This is a genomic window from Rheinheimera sp. KL1 (assembly GCF_001275035.1).
GTDB classification, from domain to species: domain Bacteria; phylum Pseudomonadota; class Gammaproteobacteria; order Enterobacterales; family Alteromonadaceae; genus Pararheinheimera; species Pararheinheimera tangshanensis.
This window is the reverse complement of sequence record NZ_LAMX01000029.1, coordinates 89710-113731: the sequence shown is the minus strand read 5'-3', so window position 1 is coordinate 113731 and position 24022 is coordinate 89710. Positions and strand designations below refer to the sequence as shown.

Sequence of the window (24022 nt, the reverse complement as noted above, 5' to 3'; positions counted from 1 at the left end):
CCTATGTGACTGGGGCGAGAGCGCGCAGTCAACAAAGCTGCAGCTTCAAGTACGAGGCTATAGTTAGAACTGTACTGTCACCCCAGCCATATAAGTCCGGCCACTAAAGGTGGTGTTATAGGCTCTGTCGCTGGAGTCACTATATAACTCGTCCCGCACATTGGTCAGGTTTATCGCTTCCAGGTTCAGTTTTACACTGTCACTTAAGCGGTAAAATGCAGAGAAATCAACGTTGGTCGTGGCATGGTAACCACGTTCGTCATCGTCAATCGAGCCACTTTCCACACCCGTAATATAATCACTGCGGTAAGCTGCAGCAACACGGGCACCCCATTGTTCTGCTTCGTAATACAGCGTGAAGTTGTAGCTTTGTTTGGATAAACCAGGGAAAGCTTTGACTTGATCTTCGCCTGAGTTTTCGACGTTACGATACAAGGTGTTACCGTCTGCCCAGGTGTAGTTGGCGATCACACCTAAGTTATTAAAAGGCTCTGGCAGGAAATCCAGATCGCGTTGCATCGCCAGTTCAAAACCTTTGATGGTGGACGAATCAGAGTTTTGTGGTGACGACACATTAAAAATGTCGTTGACCGTTTTACCTTTTGGTAATAATTCAGCAGGTAAACCCAGTTCGCTGTACACAATCTGCTGAGTTTCAGTGACGATAAAGTTATCGATATCTTTGTAAAACAACGCCGCAGACAACAGGCCTACATCTTCAAAATACCATTCCAGCGCCGTATCAAAGTTATCAGACTCAAAGGGTTGCAGATGTGGGTTACCCACCGAAATCTGGCCTATATCATTTTCACCCAAAGAGGTTTGGCTAACGTTGGCCGAAAACGCCATAGCGCCTAACGAAGGACGGGTCATGTTTTTGCTCAGGCCAGTACGCCAAATCACATCTTCAGCGAACTCGTAGGCAATATTCAAACTTGGCAAATAGTCCGAATAATCGCGCACCATCTCTGTTGGAATACCTTTGGACAAACCTTTTGAGCTCAGCTCTGTAGTGAAGTAACGCACGCCAACATTGGCACGCAGCGGCATACCTGCCACATCGTATTCAGTGTCGTAAACCAGATAAGCAGCCTGAGTTTCTTCGGCTAAATCATAAGCCGAACTTTCCACTGTGTAGGCCTCTGTTAAAGTGAAATCGCTCAGGCCATAAAAGGCCTGCAAAGCCGCCATATCACCTTGTAACCAGCTTTTATCTGGATGACCATTAAACAGTTGCACCTGTTCTGCCGTCAGAGTTTTTACGCCCTGATTTTGTGGTGTGGCTTTATTGCTTGGGAAATCCTGCGCCACCCGCTCAAAACCTGTGTTAGTGAACTTTTTGTAGTTGGCACCAAATTTCAGGCTGGAACTGTCGGTTAAACCATAGTCAAAATCCAGCTTGGCATTGTCAAAGTCGGAGTAGATAAAGTTCGACTGGAAGTACAAATCTTTGACGGTGTAACCGTCCAGCGTAGTGACATCAAAATCAGGTGAGTAGCTGTGGCCGTAGAAAGCATCCTGAGTAAAGTCGGTAATAATATTCACTTTTTTACTGGCTTCGATATTGAGCTTATTCACACGAGGCTGCTCGTAATCAGACGAACTATGGCCAATCATAGCGCTCATTTTTAAGTCGTCGGTCAGAGTCCAATCTGCGGTTAAACTGGCCTGATTTAATACCGACTCGTTGCGATCCTGCCGGTTTTCATTGCGCCATGTTGCGTTTTTATAATCGGCATAAACCACTTCTTTGCTGCCGTTATTGTCACGCCAGACTAAGTCGTTCACCACAGAGTTATCTTTCACCGCCATATGATGCTCAGACAGTTCGTTTTCCAGTTTGCCGTACATCAAATCCAGCACCAGGCTGAAATCTGAACTGGGTTTGTACTGCAAAGCTGCAGTAATACCTAAACGGTTTTGATCGTTTTCCCAAACCGAATAACGGTGGCCACGCGGGAACCATAATTCACCTGAATCTAACTCGGCTTGTAAGGCAGTATTAGTGGCATCGGCCGCTTTTTTACCGCCTTCACGACGCCAGCGTGTGGTATTAGTGCCGTATTCGTTAGTCGCTCTGTCGCTGTAAGCAACAGACAGCAGCGCACCAAAATCCGACCAGGTATTAGACAATAAAGCTGCGATACGAGGGTCTGTGCTGTCGGTATTGCTGTTGGTGCCTACCTGAGTGGAAACAGCTGCTTGAGCGCCGTCGTAATCAAAAGGTTTGGCAGTACGTAAATTGACAGTACCGGCTATGCCACCTTCTTCCTGATCGGCAGAATAGGATTTTTTTACATCAATCTGGTTAAACAGCTCAGAGGCAAAAATATTGAAGTCAAAAGCACGGGTACGGGACACAGCACCACGCGCATCCATAGGCGAAGACGAAGTACCTAAAGCTTCCATGCCGTTCACCTGAACACGGGTAAAATCAGGGCCCAAACCACGCAAAGAAATCTGCCGGCCTTCGCCGCCTTCACGGGTAATAGTGACACCAGGCACACGTTGTAATGAGTCGGCCAGGTTCAGATCCGGGAAATCGGCAATATCTTCCGCCACTATCGAATCCTGAGCGATCATGGCTTCACGCTTCAGATCTTTGGCTTTGATAATAGAGCTGCGAAAGCCTTTGACCTCAATCACTTCTGTTTCCTGAGCTTTAGCTTCTGTAGCTGCTTGGGCTAAGACCATAGGGCTGTAAAAAGCCGGAAGTGCAGCCAGCACGGCCAAAGCCAGATGACTCTTGCGAAGATTCGTCTTCATAATTAATCCATTATTCCTGGTTAGTTAAGCTGATTAAGTAAATCTGCCAGGCGCAAATGCGCAGCAGTCCCCCTAAAGAGCAACAACCAGTGATTTATGGACAGAGAATTTTATGAAGGTTTTTTTACAGGCGCTGCGGGACTGTAACAACGCTTACAAAGATAGCTTGATGGTCATAAAAATTAACCAAAGCAAAGCCGCGCTATACAGCAGAGAGAAGATTGAATTTAATACTAACAAACTGAGCCACACCGGACCGCTAAACTGGTTTTCGTCTCTTGTTTTTTTTAGACACAGCAGAACTGAAGAGGGAATTAACAATAAAGCGGAAACTAACAGCATCAGCAAAACCAGCATTACACCAAAACCTGAAGAGGGTGAGCTGGATTCATTTGCAGCGTAACTATCGGAAAATGAGAGGTAATAACACACTGCTATGATGGCAATACAAAAACCTGCAACCTGAGCTTTTTTCATTTAACAGCCTTTTATTTTGCGAAGTCAGTAGAGTTCAGATAAGCGTGACCACTAATGCCGTCGCAAACGTACAGTACTTTGCGTTTTGCGACGACCCAAGATAATAACTGTCAGCCACAACAGCGGCCTGGTTTTATTGGATCTCAAACAACTCCACATCAAAAATTAGGGTGGAACCGGCTGGGATTTTGCCTGCGCTGCGGTTGCCGTAAGCCAGATTAGAAGGGATATAAAAACGGAATTTATCGCCCACTTTCATTAACTGCACACCTTCGGTCCAGCCGGGAATCACGCGGTTTAGCGGAAAAGAAATAGTTTCACCGCGCTCCACTGAGGAGTCGAACACTGTGTCGTCGATCAGAGTGCCGTGGTAATGCACCCGCACTGTGCTGCTGGCCGTTGGGTGAGTTTCGCCGCTGCCACTTTGTAACACTTCATATTGCAGGCCTGAAGCTGTAGTTTTTACGCCTTCTTTTTTAGGGTTTTCAGCTAAAAATGCGCTGCCTTTTTCCAGATTTAGCGCTGCGGCTTTTTGGTTGTTGGCGTTGTTGTAGAAGTAAAAAGCTATACAGGCAAGAACTATGATGATTAAAGCAATTTTCATGGTGGGTCCGGTTAATTGAGCTAGATAAAGCCATCTTATTGTTAATGTTGGTTTTGGTCAAAGATTGGCAACAACCCAAGAACTACCGACCCTATTTTTCCCTGTTTTTCTTTGTTTCTAATCGCCGCTATTGAGAGCTATGCAGGCTTTGCCTACAATGGCGCACGTTTTATTGATTACAGGCCAGAGCCATGACAGACACTCAAGACACTGCAGCACGCCCGGATTTACCGGACCGCCTTTGCACCAACCCACGCAGCCCACATTATGTTGCGGCCATTTTTGAACATGACGTCGGTATTCGCCTGAACGGCAAACAGCGTTTTGACGTGGAAGAATATTGCATCAGCGAAGGTTGGGTGAAAGTGGCAGCAGCCAAAGCACTGGACCGCCGTGGCCAGCCTTTACTGATGACGTTAAAAGGTAAAGTAGAAGCTTTTTATACCGAAGCTAGTTAATGCTGCCGCTTTAATTTCGTTTGGATGCAAGACGGGCAGGGATAAACCCTGCCCCTACACTTTCGCGGCGAGTGCAATCTTCGCAGCCGTATTTAGCATCAATAAAATACCAAACTTCCCCATCAAAACTCCGCAGTCACTCCAAGCATATAAGTGCGGCCGCTGTAGGTACTGTTATAAGCTCTGTTGCTGGAGTCGCTGTACAATTCGTCGCGTTGGTTGCTCAGGTTCAGGGCTTCAAGCTTGAGTTTGATATGAGCGTTGAGTCTGTAGTAAGCAGAAAAATCCAGATGAGTACTGGCGTGATAACCTCGTTCATCATCATCGCCAGAACCCGCCTCCACTGCGGTGATGTAATTGCTTCTGTAAGCAGCCGCGACACGGGCGCCCCAGCTTTGGGTTTCATAATACAGCGTCAGGTTATAACTGTGTTTCGATAAACCCGGTAGGCTTTTGCGCTGACTTTCGCCAGTGTTCTGCACATTCGGATACAAGGTATCTCCCTCCGCTCTGGTGTAATTGGCCATCAGGCCTGACTGGTCAAAAGGGGCAGGCAGAAAATCTAAATCCCGCTGCAGCGCCAGTTCAAAACCCTGAATAGTGGCCGAACCGGAGTTTTGTGGTGACGATACATTGAAAATATCCTCGACCGTTTTACCCTCTGGTAATAAGTTGGCCGCTAAACCCAGCTCGCTGTAGCGCTGCGGCCTGGTGTAAGTCAGAATAAAGTTATTGATATCTTTATGAAAAATGGCGACTGAAGCCAAACCAGCATTTTCAAAATACCACTCCAGCGCCGTATCAAAGTTATAAGACTGATAGGGTTGCAGCTCTGGGTTACCTCTGGAGATTTGGCCTATATCGGTTTCGCCCAAGGAGGTTTTACTGACATACACTGAATAAGCCATAGCGTCCAACGATGGTCGGGTTATGTTTTTACTCAGGCCAGTCCGCCAGATCAGCTCCTCAGCCAGGTCATAAACCAGATCCAGACTGGGTAAATAACCTGAATAGGTTCGGTTCAGACGGACGGGTTGGTTATCAGAGAGTCCTTCTGAGCTGAATTGGGTATCAAAAAAACGTAAGCCAAAGCGCGAACGAAATGGCGAGGCTGCAAGCTCTGAATCGCTTTGGTACAGCAGATACAAAGCTTTGGTTTGTTCAGCTAGGTTGTATACAGAGTTTGCCAGAGTATTAGCGTCCGTTAAGGCAAAATCGCTCAGGCCATAAAAATCCTGCACTGCAGCTATATTGCCTTCCAGCCAGCTTTGGCCCGGATGGCCCTGATAAATCTGCACCTGATTTGAGTTCAGGTTAATAATTCCCTGATGCTCAGGCGTCGCGTTGTTATAGGGAAAACCGCTGGCCTCTTGCTCAAAACCTGAATTGTTAAACTTTTTATGGTGAACACCAAAAAGTAACGCCTGACTGTCGCTTAGCTGGTAATCAAAATCCAGCTTGGCATTATCAAAACTTGAGTAGATAAAATTCGACTGGAAAAACAGATCTTTAACTGTGTAACCTTCAATAGAAGTGACATCAAAATCAGCCGAAGAACTGCGGCCATAAAAAGCATCCTGACTGAAGTCTGTGATGATGTTGGCTTTTTTCTTCGCTTCAATATTTAGCTTTTGCAATAGCGGCTGGCTTTAGTCGGATGAACTGTGGCCCAACATAAGGCTGATCTGTAGATCGGCAGTGGCTGCCCAGTCAGCCGCTAAGCTGATTTGATCAAACACCGATTCGTTATAATCCTCGCGGCTTTCATTACGCCAGCTGGCATTTTTATAGCTGGCATACACCACTTCTTTATCTCCCTTAGCGCTTTCCCGCCAGATCAAATCCTTGACCAGATTATTATCTTTTACCGCCATATGGTGTTCAGCAAGCTGGTTTTCCAGCTTGCCATGCATCCAGTCCAGCACCAGACTGAAGTCCTGATTGGGTTTGTATTGCAGCGCTGTTGTGATGCCTAAACGGTTTTGCTCATTTTCCCAGACAGAAAATCGCTGACCACGGGGAAACCACAGCTCGCCTGAATCCAACAAGTTTTGCAGTTCGGTATTGCTGCTGTCGGCCGCTTCTTTACCGGTTTCCCGCCGCCAGCGCGTGGTGTTGCTGCCATATTCATTGGTAGAGCGGATACTGTGAGTGATAGATACCAGGGCGCCAAACTCTGACCAGAGCTGAGAAAATACCGCTGAAAAGCGTGGGTCCTCGCTCCCGGTGTTGCTGTTCGTGCCCAATTGAGCCGAGATACTGCTTTTGGGCCCATCGTAATCAAAAGGCTTGGCGGTGTGTAAATTGACCGTACCCGCTATACCGCCTTCTTCCTGATCGGCAGAAAAGGACTTTTTCACATCAATTTGATTAAACAGCTCTGAGGCAAAAATATTAAAGTCAAAAGCCCTGGTTCTGGACACGGCACCACGCGCATCCATAGGCGAAGAGGAAGTGCCTAAAGCTTCCATACCATTCACCTGAACACGAGTGAAATCAGGGCCCAAACCCCGCAATGAAATCTGCCGGCCCTCGCCCCACTCTCTGTTAATAGTAATGCCAGGCAAACGTAACAAAGAGTTGGCTAAGTTAAGCGCTGGGAAGTCGGTAATGTCGTCGGCCACCAAGGAATCCTGTGCAATCATGGCTTCGCGTTTTAGTGTGTTGGCCTGAGGCAACAGTGCTTTGGTCACCGCATTTTGCTCTGCTACTACACTGGAACGCACTGCTATCACTTCTATAGCTGCAGGAAGTTTTTGGGTCTTAGTGGCGGAAGTGGCCACAACTACTGCGGGTTGTTCAGTCACAACTTTGGCTTTAATCAGCCAGCCTTGTTCCCGCGGCACAGCTTCCAAAGGCTGCTGGGCTAACAATTGATGCAAAGCTTCAGAAGCGTCGAATTCACCTTCAAGCGCAGGGGCTTGCAGCCCTTCAAGCAACGTCGGATCGTACAACAAGGGCTGATTAACAGTGCGGGCAAACTGCAGCAAGGCCGCAGATAAAGGTTGAGATGGTAAGGAATACAACTGCTTCTGTGGAGCGTCAGCAGCCCATAAAGCGGAGCCGTTGCACCAGCACAAAAGCAATAACAGACAGAGTTCAGGTCGTAACCACACAACCCGCCCCTGTTTTACTGTAACTGAGAGGCCGACCGGCTTAACCGGATGCCACTACTGTTATGCTGCAAAGTCAGGCCATAAGCCTCTGTCAGTGCCGACAGGGTTTGTTCGGTATTAGCCAGTTCAAAACGACCTGCCACCCGCAAGTCCGCCAGCTCAGCACTGGCACTGACTGGCACTAAAGCCGAGCGGTTGAGCCGGTGCAGCAAATAGGCTAAGGTTTCGTTTTCTATTTCAATCCAGCCAGAACGCCAATCGACCAACTGTTGTAAATCCACTTTGTGCACTTTTGATAATTTATGCTGTTGAATACGAATCCGCTCGCCCGTTTTGAGTAACACCGTAGGGCCTGCAGCACTAGCCTGCACCTGCACAGCCCCTTCATAGACTGTGATATCAATCAGGTCCGGGTCACGGTCAATATTAAATTCGGTGCCAACAGCCACTACACTGGCTTGATCCAGCCGTACCTCAAAAGGCCGTTGTTTATCTTTCGCCACCGCAAAATAAGCAGCGCCTTCGCCCTGCAACACCTGGCGTTTATCTGCAGTAAAAAATACGGTGAGCTGACTGTCCGGCGCTATATCAAGCACTGAGCCATCATCCAGCTCTTGTTGCATGCTGCTCACCTGAGCAGTCTTTAACTCGTAAGGTACCGGGCTGGAAAACATGCTGCTGTCGCCCAGATAAAGCACCAGCATCAGCACTGAACTGAAGGCCATAGCGGCACCAGCCCACTGTACTTTTAACCACACTTTAGGCCATTGTAAAAAAGACAACCGCCAACGTTTGAACGGCGAATGTTGATAAGCGGCCAAAGCTTTAGTTAAAGCGGGATCCTGCCAGGTTTTGATCATCGAATGCAGCAATTCGGCATGTTTTGGGTCGGCCTCCAGCCAATGACTGAATCGTCTTTTACTCAGACTATCGAGCTCACCACAGGCCAGTTTTTCCACCCAACTCGCGGCCTGAAGATACAGCTCCTGCTCAGCCTGTTCTTTGGTATTCAACTTTTCTTGTTCACTCAAAATAGCACTCACACCCAAAACTTATGCAGCAGGCTGCTGATCAAGCAGACGTTGAATATCGGCCAGCGCTCTGCTGACATGTTTAGAGACTGCATCCTCGCTGATTTGCAACAAAGCCGCAATTTCGCTGCGACTTTTGCCTTCCATTCGCAAAAGCACAAAGACTTGCCGTCTTAATGGCGGCATAGCCGAAAGCGCCTGACTCAACAGATCCACAGTTTGCTGCATGCTGGCCATTTCTTCCGGATTAGCACTCTGGCAGGGCTGCAGATCCGGTTCTTCGGTCTGCGCTGGTTTTAACCGCATCAACATATGGCGGGCTACAGTGAAAGCATAGGCTAAAGGATTCAGGATAGGCCGATGCTTCGCCTGCTCCAACACGCGGACAATAGATTCCTGAAAAATATCAGCAGCATCAGCACTGCTAGCATTGCGCTGCAGATAACGAACCAAAGGCCCGGAGTTTTTTAACGCCTGATGCATATCCTGCTGTAGCTTTTCAACGACAGACATAAAGACCCCATAGTTTCACTCTGGGCCAAACCTTAACTGATGGATATGACAGTATGTTGACAACGATGTCAGAAAGGACAAAGAAGATAAAGATGAAAAAGGAAGGCCAGTGATGGCCTTCCTGAACTGCAGAATTAGTTAATTTCAGTGACAAACTGTTCGCGACTGCGACGCACTTTTTGCAACTTCACCAGCCAGTCGCCTTCGTCAGCGCGGTAACCTAATGGCAGTAACAACACAGAGCGCAAGCCTTTTTCTTTTAAGCCAAGGATTTCATCCACTTTCACCGGATCAAAACCTTCCATAGGAGTACTGTCTACTTTCAGTTCGGCTGCCGCAATTAAAGCTGAACCTAAACCAATATAGGCCTGACGGGCTGCATGTTGAAAATTGGTTTCAGCGTCACGCTGCGGATAAGTATTGAGCAGCATAGCCCGATAGTTTTCCCAGCCTTCATTTTTAAAACCACGAATGTCGTTAGTTAAATCAAACATCTGATTAATACGTTCAGCTGTGTAGTGGTCCCATGCCGCAAATACCAATAAGTGTGAACTGTCGGTGATCTGCCCCTGATTCCAGGCGTGAGGCTTAATTTGCTCGCGTATAGCTTTATTAGTCACCACCAGTACTTCATAAGGCTGTAAACCACTTGAAGTCGCACTTAAACGTATAGCTTCCAGAATAAAGTCGATTTTATCCTGTGAAACCACCTGGCTCGGATCGAATTTTTTGGTGGCATAACGCCATTCTAACTTACTGATTAAATCAGACATCTGGTACTTCCTTAATAATAAAGGGGAAACAAATCGGACCACAATTATACGCTTGCAGCAGGCTATTTTGTTAGTTGATCTGGTTCTGATTTATCGCATTTTATTTTGAAGCGCTTAGCTTTGTGCAGGTTGAAAACTGCAGCTCCGCCCCCAATCCAAACAGCAAAAGAGCCAATGGCCCCTTTGCTGTTCAGACTGTATCAACTGCAGTATTAGTGTTTTGCCGCGGGTGTCACGTCCACTCTTTCCATATCAGCTTCCAGTACGTCCATCGCAAACTCCAGCCTTACCAACATATCTTTATACTCCTGGCCTGTGGCTGAATACTGCCATTGCTCCAAAGCTGTGATACTGACTTTGTCAAAAGTAGCTTCAGGCACAGAACGCACAATACGCACATTACTGACTTTGCCTTGTGCAGACACATCAAACCTGGCATCTACATAACCTTCTATTTTTTGTTCGGCAGCCTGAATCGGATACTTAGGTTCAACACGCATCACAGGCGCTGGTTCATTTTTCTTTGCAGCACCTGCAGCCTGGGCGGGTTGTTGTAACCACAAGCCAGCCGTCAGCACCAGCGCTACAGCTGTAACCAGTGCTGTTTTACTGAAACCTTGCTGAGTTTGTAACTGTAATAAACGTTGTTTCATCTGTTTTATCTCTGTGTAGTGAGTAGTCAGCCCCTGCCAGCGAAACGGCGTTGGCTCTGTGTTGCTTAGTAAAGCTTTACCATAAGCAATTTTGTCTGCTGTGGATGCGTTAGCTAACACCAGCGCATCACAAGCTAATTCCTGATCCTGACGATAGGCTTCATAGGCCAGCCAACACAAAGGGTTAAACCAGAACAACATCAACACAACAAGCGCCAGCATATTGCAAAGCAAATCTCCACGGCGCCAATGTGCCAGTTCATGCTGGATGATCAGTTGTTGTTGAACCACTGAAAAACGTTGGAAAAAGTCGACAGGCAATAGGATCTTAGGCTTTAAAACCCCACTGATATAAGGCCCTTGCATCTTACTACTTAACAAACAAGGCAAATCAGATGGAAGTGAAGCGGACTCAATGAGTCTGGCCGCAGCTTTTTCTCTGAGTAGTTGCAACTGGCCACTCAGCACTACAGCGGCAAATATGATAACGCCCCCTAACCACAACCACAGCCAAAAAGAGCCGCCACTGAACTGCTGCTCAGCCTGTTGCAAACTTACCTGATACACCTTCATCACAGCGGAGCCCGCATGACTGTTCAACTGCAAGGGCGCAATAAAACACAACAACAATAAAGGCACCAGAGACCACAAGGCATACAAAGTACGGGCGCCAAATCGTGTTAACACAGAAGGCCGTAGCAGCAATAAGCTCAATAACATCAAAGACAATGGCAACAGCAGTTCCAGCAGCAGACTAATCATTGTTGTTCTCCCGCTCCCAGCGCGCTATCAGTTGTTTTAACTCGGCAATATCCTGCTCCGCCAGTTTGTCCTGCTGCGCAAAACCTGCCACTAAAGGCGCGATACGACCGGAAAATACCCGCTGAATAAAACTCTGACTTTCCTTCATCTGGTAATCAGCCTGCTGCAGCACAGGGCTATATAAATAAGCTCTGCCATCTTTTTGATAAGACACAGCCCCTTTAGTCACCAGACGGTTTAGCAGAGTTTTCACTGTTTTTTCATGCCACTGACTGGCGTCAGCCAGAGCATCAACAACTTGATTAGCTGTGGCTGGGGCTTGTTGCCAGAGTATTTTTAGTACTTCCAGCTCAGCTTGACTGATATCTTTGCTCATAAACCACCTATCGATTACAAATGTAATACATAAACTATTACACTTGTAATCGATAACTGCAAGCAGATCATAAAAATAAATTTGCGGAAAAATGCAGCAGAGCCAGATGAAAGTCCTCTGCTCTATCTCTGTTTTATCTTAACTGCCATGGCGTTCATCAGGGTTTTATTTATCGCTCTACTGACCTATGCTAGCGTCCACTTATTGCTTTGACTGAATAAAGGCGAGTCTGTATGAAATTTAGTCTTTCGGCTCTGATGATGGTTGTGGCTGCAGGAGCGGCTCAAGCTGCAACCGAACCTTTAACCGCTCAGCATTTATGGCAAGTTGCGCGTCCGGGCGCTATGACCTTATCACCCAGTGGTCAACAGCTGGCATTGACTGTCACTCGTTATGATCTGGCTGCCGATAAAGGCAATGCCGATATTCATATTCTGGATTTACGCACCCAGCAACTAACCGCCTTAACCCAGCATCCGGACTCGGATACTGCACCGGCCTGGAGCCCGGACGGTCGCCAGCTGGTGTTTGTCTCCAAACGCGGCAATGAAACTAATCAACTGTTTTTATTGCCTTTAACAGGGGGTGAAGCCAAAGCTTTAACCAAGTTACCTGTTGCAGTACAGCAGCCTAAATGGTTTCCGGATGGTCAGCGTATTTTGTTTCTGGCCAATGTACCTAAAGGTTTTAATGGTGACTTTGCTGCATTAGCTGAACAGCTCAAACAGAAAAAAGACAATAAAGTCACAGCACGGGTGACTGAAAACAGAGTCTACAGATACTGGGACCATTGGCTGACCGATGACAGCTATCCGCATTTATTTAGTATCAACATCCACACAGGTGAAATTGCCGATTTAACGCCGGGTTGGGATCGCTGGTTTAGTTTAAATGGTGATGCCGAATTTGATATCTCTATCGATGGCCGTCAGATTGCTGTCAGCGCTGTGACTAGTGCGCCCCCTTTTGATCAGATCAATCACGATATTTTACTGCTGAAAACCGATGGTTCAGGTCAGTTTGTCAATATCACAGCGGATAATCCAGCCAGTGACACTAACCCGAAATTCAGCCCTGATGGCAAAAGTCTGGTTTATGGCGCTCAGCGCAGCACCTTTTTTACTGCCGACAATAACCAGCTGATCCGCTTTGATTTTAAACCTCAACAAAAAACCAATCTGACCCAGGATTGGGATATTTCGGTCGACGACTGGGAGTTTGGCAACAATGGCACTTTGTATTTCCAGGCCGCCGATAAAGCTAAATCGGCCTTGTACAGCATGCCTTTGGCTGGTGGTCAGGTAAAACAAATTTTGCGCCAGGCTGATATTAGTCAGCTGCAGATTGGCCAACAGCAACAAGTCTATCTGGTGCAGCACAGCATGAAGCAGATGCCGGAGGTTTATGCTCTGGACAACAAAGGCCGCACCTTAAAGCAGTTGAGTCGACTGAATACCGAGCTGCAGCAAAGTATTAGTTGGGGTAAAACAGAAGAGGTCAGTTTTGCCGGCGCTGATGGCAAACTGGTGCAGGCTTACATTACCTATCCACCGAACTTTGACCCAACTAAAAAATGGCCTTTGCTGAATGTATTACACGGTGGCCCTCACAGCTATTCGGGTGACAGTTTTAGTTATCGCTGGAATACCCAGGTATTTGCTGCTGCCGGTTATGTGGTGATCCAGCCGAACTTCCATGGTTCCACCAGTTTTGGTCAGGCCTTTGCTGAATCAATTCATGGTGAGCATCCAGTGAAACCTTTTATGGATAGCGAAGCCGCTGTAGATTATATGCTGTCGCGCGGTTTTATCGATTCGACCCGTTTAGCTGCCGCTGGCGGCAGTTACGGTGGTTATCTGGTGAGCTGGATTGCAGGCCACACCGACCGCTATAAAGCGCTGATTAACCATGCGGGTGTCTATAACCTGATGGGACAGTTTGCCTCTGACGCCACAGCACACAGAGTACATGCCTATGGTGGCTCGCCCTGGAATGGTCTGGATGTGATGCAGCAATGGAACCCGGCCTTATTTGCCGATAAGTTTGTCACTCCTATGCTGATCATGCATGGTGAGCAGGATTACCGAGTTCCTGTAACTCAGGGGCTGGAAATTTACGGTGTCTACAAGGGCAAAGGCTTAGATGCTCGTTTGGTGTATTTCCCGAATGAAAACCACTGGATTTTAAAACCGAATAATTCCATTTTCTGGTTTAACGAATTTACCAGTTGGTTGCAGCGTTATGTTCCAGCGGGCCCTACAGATTGAGGTCGGATTCCTTAACCTCGCTTTATCAGCAACAGGTCCAACAGGGCCTGTTGTTGTATGACGAGCCACAATATCAGTCGATATTGGCGCTGCAGCAGATAGCGGATCAGTTGTATTCTGGCCTGCCTGCTTTGGGCTTATACATACATGGCCCTGTCGGGCGTGGCAAAACTATGCTGATGGATTTGTTTTATCAGCAGCTGGCTCTGGATGGTAAAATCCGGCTGCATTTTCATCATTTTATGGCGCGGGTGCATCAGGAACTTAAACAGCATCAGGGCGAAGCAGACCCTTTATTGCATATGGCCCAAGACTGGGCATTTAAGTACAAAGTACTGTGTTTTGACGAGTTTTTTGTCAACGACATAGGCGATGCCATGTTGCTTGGCACCTTATGGCGTTACTTATTTCAGTTTGGTGTTGTGCTGGTGACCACCTCCAATGCAGTGCCAGAAGAGCTGTATAAAAACGGCCTGCAACGTCAGCGTTTTTTACCAACCATTGATTTGCTACGCCAGCATTGCAAAGTAGTAACCTTGGATAACGGCATAGATTACCGGCGCTTAACACAAAGTCCGATGCGTTTTTACCAACAAGGCGGCACTGCGGCAGAGTTAAAACAACAGGCGCAAGAGCTATTTGGCAAAGTACAGCCCCTGCCCGACTTTGAATTGTTGGGACGAAGTTTTGCTGCGCTCTGGAGTAACGATCACGTCATAGGTTTTGATTTTATGGCGCTGTGCTCAGGGCCACGCAGCCAGCTGGATTATATGCAGTTAGCCAGCCGCTACCAGGCCATAGCAGTGCTGGACGTACCGCAATTTAGCGCTGTATCGGACACAGCCATTTTGCATGGCGTGGAAGACTGTTATCAGCGTGAACATCAGGATATCTTTATCAGCAAGCTGGACAATGAAGCCCGACGTTTTATTGCGTTGGTGGACGAATGTTATGACAGAGGGTGTTTGTTACTGCTGAGCTCTGCAGTAGCTATTTCAGACTTGTATCAGGCGAAACAGCTGGAGTTTGCTTTTGCCCGCTGTGAGTCGCGTTTATATGAAATGCAGCAGTGGTTGCCTGACCCCGCTGAAAAACAACAGCAGGCACAGACAACCTGATGACTACAAATAACGTATCCAGGCCTGCTGGCTGCGTTTTTTATACAAAGAGAATTGCTTAGTTGGGTAATATAAAGCTGCCGCTAATAGCACGCTAGTCAGCCAGATCCACCCCATATGTTCCATGCCAAAGCCTACTCCCTGATTTGGGCCGTACACCGCCAACACAATCCGATACAGCACCAGCAAGACATACAAATGCAGTATGTAGAAAAACATCGGTGCCGAACCAAAGTTCACCAGCACCTGAGTCCAGTTGCCTTGTTGTTTCTCCAGCGTAAACAACAGTAAAAACATCAGACCTAAGGTCACCAACAAGTAATTTAATGAAGGTGGATACTTGGTCAGATTCAGGATCGACATCAGGCTGGTCAGCAGATCCGGATACAGCTGCCAATCGAGTGTTTCACCATAGATATTAAAACCACGCAGCACAATAAACAGCAGCAGACAGCCTGCACCCAATTGCAACAACAAACGGCCTCTGTGCTCTGCAGACATAGTTTTACTGTATAAAGGCCCTGCCAGATAACCCAAAATAATTACCCCTATCCAGGGTAAAACCGGGTAACTGGCTTTAATTTTCACAGCCCCTTCACTGACTAAAAAATTACGGTCATGCAAAATAGTCCATAAACTGTAGCCCCACTCATCCGGTTGAAAGCTGACAGGTGTCAGTAAGTTGTGGCCAAAGACAATACTAAAACCCAGCAAAGCCAACACAGCTTTTGGCCACTGACTGACCAGAGCCAACACCACCATACTCAAACCTATAGCCCAAATCACCTGTAACCAGATAGTGTGATAAGAACCCATCCATGAAAAATTGATGATGGTGACTTCCAGCGCTATTAAAAACAGACCTCTTTTCAATAGGAAGCCACGGGCCGAACGTGCCGGGCCATTCGCTGGATTGGCATACAACCAGGCCGACAAACCTGTTAAAAACACAAATACCGGTGCACATAAATGCGCGGCAAAACGGCTAAAAAACAAGCTGGCGGACGTTTCATCCAGATCCATAGGATCCAACACCTGCATATGATAAAAAAACCGCTCCCGCACATGGTCCAGCAACATAATCAGCATCACCAGCCCGCGCATCATATCGATGCTTTGAATGCGGCTACGGATAAAGGCTTGATCAGAATGCATAGGTCAGACTCACTTTATACGAGCGTGGCTCACCCGGCACTGTCCAGAGCGCTGAATAGGAGTTATGGATATAGAACTTATCGAACAAGTTATCGACATTTAGCTGAGCTTTCCAGTTCTGATCTAAATCAGCAGCCCAGGACAGGCCAAATAAAGTATGGGATGGCAACATATAACTACTATCGACTGAATCGCCGAGTCGTTTGGCGACATGATTAACACGCAGCCCTAATCGGCTTTCGACTGAACCCAGTGGTAACAACTGAGTCAGCATCAGGCTGGCATTGTGTTTAGGAATATTCACCAGACGACTACCAGCCGGCACATTGACCCCCCAGTCGATGTTGATCATATCGTTGGCGGTTTGAGTATCCAGGAAGGCATAAGACAATTGAGCTGAAAGCTGTTCTGTCAGCTGTCCTTGTAAGTCAAGCTCAATACCACGGCTGGTGGCTTCACCTAAAGTGGCAGAGAACCCCACATTGACCGGATCTGAAGTCAGGATATTGGATTTTTTCGCATCAAAAAATGCCACAGTGCCTGTGACACCCGAAGTAGTGAATTTCGCACCAATCTCATAAGAGTCACTTAACTCTGGATCAAAAGGGTTACCGGCATAATCAGTACCGCTTAAAGGAAGGAAACCTTCGGAATAGCTGCTGTAGAAGCTTAATTCTGGGTTTACTTCATACACCAAACCAATACGAGGGCTGACTTGAGTGCCGCTTTTGTCCGAACGGGTGGCTTTTAACAGCTCCTGAATATCCTGCTGATAATCGTCAAAACGTAGGCCCAGCAATAACTTCCAATGCTGTGTCAGATCCATCTGATCCTGCAGATAGACACCCCAGGCTTTTTGGCTTTCCAGATTCTCATACAAAGGCGCTGGAGAAGTTGCTGTTCCGCCATACACTGGGTTAAAAATATCTAAAGCGTAAGTACCTTTTGGACCACGAAACCGTGACAACAAGGTATACAAATCATAATCGTAGCCATCAGCGCCTATCAGAAGATGATGCACAATACCGGCAGTATTTAAATGACCACTTAATTCAAAACGTACTGAGGTATCTTCAGCCTGATAATCACGGTAACGGCGCTGACGGGTTAAGGTTTTGCCATCGTCAAACAAGGACTGGCGAGCGGCCGCTAACTCCGCATCAGACGAAAAACCATTTAAAGAGGAGTCGCGATAACCTAAACCTGCTAAAAAAGACCAGTCGTCGCTTAGGCTGGTTTCATAAGATAACTGATGACCAGTGGCTTCAATTTCGGTAGGGCCATCGCCAGGTTCACCTAAATAACGTGAGCGTGGCACAGTATTAAAATCGCCATTTAACACTACTATGCCGCGGTCAAATAACTGCTCTTGTTTCAGGTATTCAAACTCGTATAACAAGGCGGATTTATCATCCAGATCAATACGTACCGAAGGGGTAAATACTTGTTTTTCGCTGCTGACATAGTCGCGGAAGCTACCGTAATCCTGCACTGCGCCATTAATACGTACCGCTACATTGTCACTGATACCGTTAGTGTAATCGGCTTCTACTCTGTGCTGATCAAAACGGCCAGTAGAGACTTGCAGGTAACCTTCCTGCTGTTTTTGTGGTTTACGGGTGACCACATTGATAGTGCCACCAGGCTCTGAACGGCCATAAAGTGCTGAGCCCGGGCCTTTTAAAATTTCGACATATTCCACATTGGATAAGTCGCGATGACCACTGAAACCACGGCCGCCGTTAAAACCATTGATTAAATAACCGGATGGCATATTTTCATTGCCAGGAAAACCACGCAGCGAAAAACTATCCCATAAACCACCACCGTTATTCTGCCGTGAAATGCTGGCAGAAAAATCCAAAGCATCCTGAAAACGCGTTAAGGCATTATCTTGCAATACACTTTTGTCGATGACGCTAATAGACTGAGGTAAAGACTGGGCCGGAATATCGCCACGGTAAGCCTGGCGATATAGCACTTCGATACGCTCAATATCCTCTGCTGTCTCGGCCAGAGCAACAGGAACAGCGGCGATAAAGCCAAGAGAAAGCATAAGAAAAGACAGTTTAAAATTTAGACTTAGATGGTGGCTTGGCATGATGTTTTTAGTCCGGTCACTACAAAAGATTGGGCTGAATCGATAAAGTCAGGATTAAAATGATACAATATAACATATCTGTAAGCCAACAGATTTATCGGATCTCTTTGTGGTTCTGACGGCAAAGCAGCTTGAATAAGCCAGCCTCTGCCCCGATACTGCCTGTATAAAAGCTTTTCTCAATCGATGTGAGTGATAGATGGAACAATGGTTACAGCAGTTGCTGACTGAATATCAGGCTTATGCCCTGCTGATTTTATTTTTACTGACTTTTGCTGAATCTGTGGCTGTGTTGGGTTTGTTGGTGCCAGGCACTGCGCTAATGTTTAGTTTTGGTGTGCTGATTGGTGCAGAACAAATGGGCTTCTGGACTGCCTGCATGGTCGCCGCAGCAGCAGGTTTAGTAGGTGACTCTTTGTCTTATCTGGCTGGTCGCAAATTCAGGCCTCAACTGGAAAGCTGGAACTGGTTATCACGCCAGCAAAAAGAGTTAGATAAAATCAGTGGTGCTTTAGAAAACAATGTCTGGCTGGCGATAGTGGCAGGACGTTTTATTGGTCCAAGCCGGCCGCTATTACCTCTGCTCGCCGGTATGTTGCAGTTAGCACCATCACGTTATTTCCCAGCGGCCACTCTGGCTTGTGTATTGTGGCCCATCGCTTATTTCCTGCCTGGTATTTTGGCTGGTGTAGCCTGGCAGCTCAAAGGCACCAACCTGACCTTGTTTTACAGCTTGCTGGCCGGCTCAGTGGTATTGGCTATATTAAGCAGCTACTTGCTAAAAAAGTACTTACAACACAAAGAGCAGGACAAACCTAAACACCACTGGTTTTGGGGTTCTTTAGTTAGTATCTTCCTGACCGCTTTTTTGTTTTTTGAATTAAGCCAGCATCCGGCTACGCCTTTGTACTTAAAAGAGTTATCCGGATTAATGTTTTGATCAGATATGAATGACGCAATGCCACTTCGTGGCGATTGCATCCTACATTTGACGCTTTAGTCCCGGCCTAATTTAGATAATAAATGCCGTCTGACCGTCGGCCATTCGCAGGCGATAATGGAATAGACCACAGTGTCTCGTACTGAGCCGTCTTTTAAAATCATATGCTGGCGCAAGATACCGTCCATTTTAGCGCCCAAACGTTCTATGGCTTTGCGCGAGCTGTGATTAAAAAAGTGAGTGCGAAACTCTGCAGCTATAGCCTGATGTCTCTCAAATAAATTACTTAATAACAAAAATTTAGCTTCAGTATTTATCGCTGTGCGCCGCACAGATTCTGCATACCAGGTATAACCAATCAAGGCTCTTCTGCTGGCTTCATCCACCATATAGTAACGACTGGTGCCAACGACTTTTCCTGTCATTTTGCAACGCACCACATAAGGTACAGCTCCTTGCGCTTTGCTGGCTAAAGCCTCTTGCACATAAGCTGGCATTTCTTCCACTGTAGGCACCATGGCATACCAGAGTTTCCAGCTTTCACCATCAGCAACGGCTTGCTGCAAATCTGCTATATGCGACAACGCCATAGGTTCCAACCGGACAAATTCGCCTTCTAAAACCTCATTCTTTAACCATGTCATCTTTTCTAATCCTTTATTTTTTAACCTTGCCAGTTTTTAACCTTGCCACTCTCTACCCATGCCAATGCTGCCGCAGCTTTTGTAACAGGAACTCAGATAAGGCTTTTAGCACAGGCGATGAAGACAACCTTTGCACCGCCAATAAATACAAAGGGGCTTGCTCAGTTTTATAGTCAGGCAACAACTTCAGCAAAGCGCCGGAGCCTAAGTCAGACAGAATATCCAAACGTGATTTATAGGCAATACCTAAACCTGCCACAGCCCAGCGCCTGACAACATCGCCATCGTCTGCTACTAAAGCACCACGCACTTGTACTTGTTGTAATTGTCCATCTAACCAGAACTGCCATTTGCTATGCACAGCTTCTCCCAACACCAGCTGTAACACCTGATGCGAGCTGATGTCATCTGGTCGCTCTGGCGCACCACAGCGGCGAATATAATCAGGGGAAGCACAAAGCACCCTATGATTATCTGGTACTAAAGGTAGAGCAATCAGCTGTGAATCTTTAGGTTCGCCATAACGTAAGGCTAAATCCACAGGCTGACGGCCTAAATCAGCTAAGCGGTCACTGACCCGGATTTTCAGCTGCAATTTAGGGTGCTGCTGCTGAAACTCCGCCAGCCACAAAGCCATGCTATTACGACCAAAATCGGACGGCATAGATAAGGTCAGTTCGCCGGATAGCTGCTCTTTGCCCTGTTGTAATACTTGCTGGCCCTGCCCCAGCAGTTGAATAGCCTGACGGGCATAATCCAGATAGGCCATACCAGCTGCGGTGAGCCTTAAACTGCGGGTAGAACGCAAAATCAGTTGAGTATTCAGTTGCTGCTCCAGTCGTTTTAACGCCACACTGGCCAGCGCAGGCGAAAGATCCAGCTCACGCGCAGCAGCAGAAATAGAACCTAAATCAGCAGTTAATACAAAAAGTTGTAAGTCGTCACTTCTTAGCATCATTATCAAATAAATTTTGAAACTGAATCCAAATTTAGCATATTTTTCTAAATAGTCAGCACCTATAGACTAGCTCTATTGATCCAATGGAGTATTCAGATGAAAGCCATAGTTTATAGTCAAAATTTACCAGCCACAGATCCACAATCTTTGTACGACACAGAGCTGCCCACGCCAACGCCGGGCGAACATGATCTGCTGGTTGCTGTGAAAGCTGTATCCGTCAATCCGGTCGATACCAAAATACGCCGCAATGCCGACACTCAGGGCCAGCAAAGAGTATTAGGCTGGGATGCGGCAGGTGTTGTGACCGCAGTAGGCAGCGCAGTCACTGGTTTTAAGGCAGGCGATGAAGTCTGGTATGCAGGTGCCATAGATAAGCCGGGCTCAAATAGCGAGTTTCAGCTGGTGGATCAGCGAATAGCCAGCCATAAACCAAAAAGTTTAAGTTTCAGCCAAGCAGCAGCTTTGCCTTTAACCGCTATCACAGCTTGGGAATTGTTATTCGACCGTCTGGAACTGAATGAGCACAACAGCAAAGGTAAATCTCTGCTGGTGATTGGCGCCGCGGGCGGCGTAGGTTCGGTGCTATTACAACTGGCGCGACAAAAAACCCAGTTAAAAGTGATTGGGACAGCCTCAAGACCTGAGACTAGTGAATGGGTAAAAACCTTAGGTGCAGATTTAGTGCTGGATCATAAAAAGCCAATGGCAGCACAACTGAAAACTCTGGGCTTACCTGAAGTAGATTATGTCATTAGCCTGACTCATACCGACCATCACTTTAACGACATCATCGAACTAATTAAACCACAAGGCAAACTGGCGCTGATAGACGACCCTGAACCTATTGATGTGCGCCAACTGAAACGCAAGAGCCTGTCCTTGCATTGGGAGCTGATGTTTACCCGATCTTTGTACCAAACCGAAGATATGAGTGCTCAACAGCAGTTATTACAACAGGTGGCGGATATGGTGGATGCTGGTCAGCTTAAAACAACCTTAAACGCAGACTTTGGCACTATTAACGCCGAAAATCTGCGTAAGGCTCACCAGTTGATTGAAAGCCAACAAGCTATTGGAAAATTGGTCTTAACCGGTTTTTAATGCACAGGGCAGGAGTTCAGGGCAATCTGTTATTGTGAGCTGAGAAGTCCGGCACAGTGCGGTGATAGTCCTGTCCGACTAAGGCTGATGTAACAATAAAATCCGCTGTGGCTTTATTACAAGCCACAGGGATATTCCATACCACAGCTAAACGGATCAGCGCCTTAACATCAGGATCATGAGGCTGAGACGACAGCGGATCCCAAAAGAACACCAGCCAATCAATTTTCTGCTCAGCAATTAAAGCTCCAATTTGCTGGTCGCCGCCCAAAGGACCGCTGGCCAGACACAATACTTCTTTGTTTAACGCTTCATTCAGTAAACGACCTGTGGTGCCTGTCGCTACCAATTGCTTATCCTGAAAAAAATCAGCGTGTTGTTTTACCCAGGCCAGCAACTCAGCCTTTTTTCCATCATGCGCTACTAAAGCTATAGTTTTCATTGTTCTACTCCTTAAGATTGCTGCAAGCATACACCGAGTTTTTCATAGAGTTCAGCATACTTTGCCAAAGTATTTACTATTGCAATCAGGCGACAAGCCATCGAGTCCCAAGGAGCATAGTCCACTATGTGACTTGGGCGAGTGAGCGTAGGCAACAACGCTGCGGCTGCAAGTACGAAGACAAATAAAAAAAGCCCGGCAAAAGCCGGGCAAACAACCAAGGTCCACGTAAAAACTCGGTACTTGGGGTGAGACTGGAAAGTCTCTGCTATCAACCGACGATTTTTTTCATCGCGGTCATATAGCCCCTTAACTTTTTGCCAACCAGCTCAACAGGATGCTGGCGGATTGCTTCGTTGACAGCAATCAGGCGGATATTGTCTACACCATTGGCTGCAGAGCTTAAACCCTTGCCCACATACTCAGTGCTCAGCTTGTTAACGAAATCACGTAACAGCGGCACTGCAGCGTTACTGAACAGGTAGTTACCGTATTCAGCAGTGTCTGAAATCACCACGTTCATTTCGTACAAACGTTTACGCGCTATGGTATTGGCGATCAACGGTGTTTCATGCAATGACTCGTAATAAGCTGATTCTTCGACAATACCTGCAGCAACCATGGTTTCGAACGCCAGCTCAACACCGGCTTTTACCATAGCGACAAACAAAATGCCGCGGTCGAAATAATCCTGCTCTGGAATTTGTTCGCTGGATACCGGCGCATTCTCAAAACCAGATTGACGAGTTTCTTCGCGCCAGCCAAACAACTGCTTATCATCATTGGCCCAATCGGCCATCATGGTGCGGGAGAATTCACCGCTGATGATATCGTCCATATGTTTTTCAAACAGCGGACGTAAGGTAACCTTTAATTCTTCAGCTAAATCATAAGCTTTGATTTTGGCCGGGTTCGACAAACGGTCCATCATGTGAGTGATGCCGCCGTGTTTTAAAGCTTCAGTTACAGTCTCCCAGCCAAACTGGATTAACTTGGCGGCATAACCAGGCTCCACACCTTCAGCCACTAACTTGTCGTACGCCAGAATAGAGCCGGTTTGCAACATGCCACATAAAATGGTTTGTTCGCCCATTAAGTCAGATTTCACTTCGGCGACAAAAGACGACTCCAGTACCCCGGCACGATCACCACCTGTTGCTGAAGCGTACGCTTTGGCAATTTCTAAACCTAGACCTTTAGGGTCGTTTTCAGGGTGCACTGCAATCAGCGTTGGCACACCAAAACCACGTTTGTATTCTTCACGTACTTCAGTACCTGGGCACTTAGGCGCCACCATCACTACAGTGATGTCTTTACGAATTTGTGTGCCTTCTTCCACAATATTGAAACCGTGCGAATACGCCAAAGTGGCACCTTGTTTCATCAATGGCATCACGGCTTTAACAACACTGGTATGCTGCTTATCTGGCGTCAGGTTTAATACTAAATCTGCAGTTGGAATTAACTCTTCGTACGTGCCTACTTTAAATCCATTGTCAGAAGCGTTCTGGAACGACTTACGTTTGGCGGCGATAGCTTCAGCACGCAAGGCATAAGAAATATCCAGACCTGAGTCGCGCATATTCAGGCCCTGGTTTAAGCCCTGAGCACCACAACCAACAATCACCACTTTCCAGCCTTTCAATAAGTCAGAGCCTTTCGCGAACTCTTCTTTGGCCATAAAACGGCATTTACCTAACTGTTTTAACTGCTGACGCAAATTCAATGTATTGAAGTAGTTACTCATAACAAATCCCAACAAAT

Annotated in this window: 21 protein-coding genes; 5 read left to right on the top strand and 16 right to left on the bottom strand. The window is 47.0% G+C overall.

Features of this window, described 5'->3' with window-relative positions:
- Nucleotides 1-63: 63 nt before the first annotated feature.
- The 3 genes from WH43_RS17460 to bamJ form a co-directional block, all read right to left on the bottom strand.
- Entirely contained in the window at nucleotides 64-2766 is a 2703-nt protein-coding gene (locus WH43_RS17460; RefSeq protein ID WP_053425847.1) for a TonB-dependent receptor, read from the bottom strand.
- A gap of 153 nt (nucleotides 2767-2919) precedes the next feature.
- On the bottom strand, nucleotides 2920-3243 hold the full coding sequence (locus tag WH43_RS17455) for a hypothetical protein (protein ID WP_053425846.1): 324 nt from the start codon (nucleotides 3241-3243) through the stop codon (nucleotides 2920-2922).
- 133 nt (nucleotides 3244-3376) lie between these two features.
- On the bottom strand, nucleotides 3377-3847 hold the full coding sequence (bamJ, locus tag WH43_RS17450; RefSeq protein ID WP_053425845.1) for a BamJ family beta-barrel-assembly machinery protein: 471 nt from the start codon (nucleotides 3845-3847) through the stop codon (nucleotides 3377-3379).
- A 191-nt stretch (nucleotides 3848-4038) separates the two neighbouring features.
- On the opposite strand from bamJ, the gene WH43_RS17445 reads away from it, so the two are divergent.
- Nucleotides 4039-4305 carry a DUF3297 family protein gene (locus tag WH43_RS17445; protein WP_053425844.1) on the top strand — a complete coding sequence of 89 codons (267 nt, stop codon included), beginning with the start codon at nucleotides 4039-4041 and terminating at the stop codon, nucleotides 4303-4305.
- A 122-nt stretch (nucleotides 4306-4427) separates the two neighbouring features.
- Here the strand turns inward: WH43_RS17445 and WH43_RS20925 are convergent, their stop codons facing one another.
- From WH43_RS20925 to WH43_RS17415, 7 genes are all read right to left on the bottom strand, one after another.
- Nucleotides 4428-5942, bottom strand: a complete 1515-nt coding sequence (locus tag WH43_RS20925) for a TonB-dependent receptor (RefSeq protein ID WP_286049993.1) — start codon at nucleotides 5940-5942, stop codon at nucleotides 4428-4430.
- A gap of 12 nt (nucleotides 5943-5954) precedes the next feature.
- The gene (locus WH43_RS20920; RefSeq protein WP_286049992.1) at nucleotides 5955-7421 is read right to left on the bottom strand and encodes a TonB-dependent receptor; all 1467 of its coding nucleotides are present in this window, start codon (nucleotides 7419-7421) and stop codon (nucleotides 5955-5957) included.
- A 14-nt stretch (nucleotides 7422-7435) separates the two neighbouring features.
- Nucleotides 7436-8452, bottom strand: a complete 1017-nt coding sequence (locus tag WH43_RS17435) for a FecR family protein (protein ID WP_286049991.1) — start codon at nucleotides 8450-8452, stop codon at nucleotides 7436-7438.
- A 21-nt stretch (nucleotides 8453-8473) separates the two neighbouring features.
- Nucleotides 8474-8965 carry an RNA polymerase sigma factor gene (locus WH43_RS17430; protein ID WP_053425842.1) on the bottom strand — a complete coding sequence of 164 codons (492 nt, stop codon included), beginning with the start codon at nucleotides 8963-8965 and terminating at the stop codon, nucleotides 8474-8476.
- 134 nt (nucleotides 8966-9099) lie between these two features.
- Nucleotides 9100-9738 carry an NAD(P)H-dependent oxidoreductase gene (locus tag WH43_RS17425; RefSeq protein WP_053425841.1) on the bottom strand — a complete coding sequence of 213 codons (639 nt, stop codon included), beginning with the start codon at nucleotides 9736-9738 and terminating at the stop codon, nucleotides 9100-9102.
- Nucleotides 9739-9950: 212 nt separating this feature from the next.
- On the bottom strand, nucleotides 9951-11153 hold the full coding sequence (locus WH43_RS17420) for a M56 family metallopeptidase (RefSeq protein ID WP_053425840.1): 1203 nt from the start codon (nucleotides 11151-11153) through the stop codon (nucleotides 9951-9953).
- Nucleotides 11146-11529, bottom strand: a complete 384-nt coding sequence (locus WH43_RS17415) for a BlaI/MecI/CopY family transcriptional regulator (protein ID WP_053425839.1) — start codon at nucleotides 11527-11529, stop codon at nucleotides 11146-11148. Before WH43_RS17415 ends, WH43_RS17420 begins: the two co-directional genes overlap by 8 nt.
- Before the next feature lie 233 nt (nucleotides 11530-11762).
- Between WH43_RS17415 and WH43_RS17410 the strand changes: the two genes are divergently transcribed.
- Both WH43_RS17410 and zapE read left to right on the top strand, forming a co-directional pair.
- Nucleotides 11763-13796 (top strand): alpha/beta hydrolase family protein, encoded by a 2034-nt coding sequence (locus WH43_RS17410; protein ID WP_053425838.1) that lies wholly within the window; start codon nucleotides 11763-11765, stop codon nucleotides 13794-13796.
- On the top strand, nucleotides 13793-14914 hold the full coding sequence (zapE, locus tag WH43_RS17405; RefSeq protein ID WP_053425837.1) for a cell division protein ZapE: 1122 nt from the start codon (nucleotides 13793-13795) through the stop codon (nucleotides 14912-14914). Before WH43_RS17410 ends, zapE begins: the two co-directional genes overlap by 4 nt.
- 3 nt (nucleotides 14915-14917) lie before the next feature.
- On the opposite strand, the gene WH43_RS17400 is transcribed toward zapE, so the two are convergent.
- Both WH43_RS17400 and WH43_RS17395 read right to left on the bottom strand, forming a co-directional pair.
- A complete protein-coding gene (locus WH43_RS17400) occupies nucleotides 14918-16069 on the bottom strand; it encodes an acetyltransferase domain-containing protein (protein ID WP_053425836.1) in 1152 nt (383 codons plus the stop codon).
- Nucleotides 16059-18125, bottom strand: coding sequence for a TonB-dependent siderophore receptor (locus WH43_RS17395; protein WP_286049990.1), 2067 nt, complete (start codon nucleotides 18123-18125; stop codon nucleotides 16059-16061). Before WH43_RS17395 ends, WH43_RS17400 begins: the two co-directional genes overlap by 11 nt.
- A gap of 244 nt (nucleotides 18126-18369) precedes the next feature.
- Between WH43_RS17395 and WH43_RS17390 the strand changes: the two genes are divergently transcribed.
- Complete coding sequence (locus tag WH43_RS17390) at nucleotides 18370-19110, top strand: DedA family protein (protein WP_053425834.1); 741 nt, start codon at nucleotides 18370-18372, stop codon at nucleotides 19108-19110.
- Between the two features lie 56 nt (nucleotides 19111-19166).
- Here WH43_RS17390 and WH43_RS17385 read toward each other — a convergent pair whose 3' ends face one another.
- Together WH43_RS17385 and WH43_RS17380 are read right to left on the bottom strand one after the other, a co-directional pair.
- Nucleotides 19167-19754: a GNAT family N-acetyltransferase gene (locus tag WH43_RS17385; protein ID WP_053425833.1), complete on the bottom strand. Its 588-nt coding sequence runs from the start codon at nucleotides 19752-19754 to the stop codon at nucleotides 19167-19169.
- Between the two features lie 52 nt (nucleotides 19755-19806).
- On the bottom strand, nucleotides 19807-20712 hold the full coding sequence (locus tag WH43_RS17380; RefSeq protein ID WP_286049989.1) for a LysR family transcriptional regulator: 906 nt from the start codon (nucleotides 20710-20712) through the stop codon (nucleotides 19807-19809).
- Nucleotides 20713-20808: 96 nt separating this feature from the next.
- Between WH43_RS17380 and WH43_RS17375 the strand changes: the two genes are divergently transcribed.
- Nucleotides 20809-21816 carry a zinc-binding alcohol dehydrogenase family protein gene (locus WH43_RS17375; protein ID WP_053425832.1) on the top strand — a complete coding sequence of 336 codons (1008 nt, stop codon included), beginning with the start codon at nucleotides 20809-20811 and terminating at the stop codon, nucleotides 21814-21816.
- Nucleotides 21817-21832: 16 nt separating this feature from the next.
- Here WH43_RS17375 and WH43_RS17370 read toward each other — a convergent pair whose 3' ends face one another.
- Entirely contained in the window at nucleotides 21833-22258 is a 426-nt protein-coding gene (locus WH43_RS17370; protein ID WP_053425831.1) for a methylglyoxal synthase, read from the bottom strand.
- 271 nt (nucleotides 22259-22529) lie between these two features.
- On the bottom strand, nucleotides 22530-24005 hold the full coding sequence (ilvC, locus tag WH43_RS17365) for a ketol-acid reductoisomerase (RefSeq protein ID WP_053425830.1): 1476 nt from the start codon (nucleotides 24003-24005) through the stop codon (nucleotides 22530-22532).
- Nucleotides 24006-24022 lie beyond the last annotated feature (17 nt).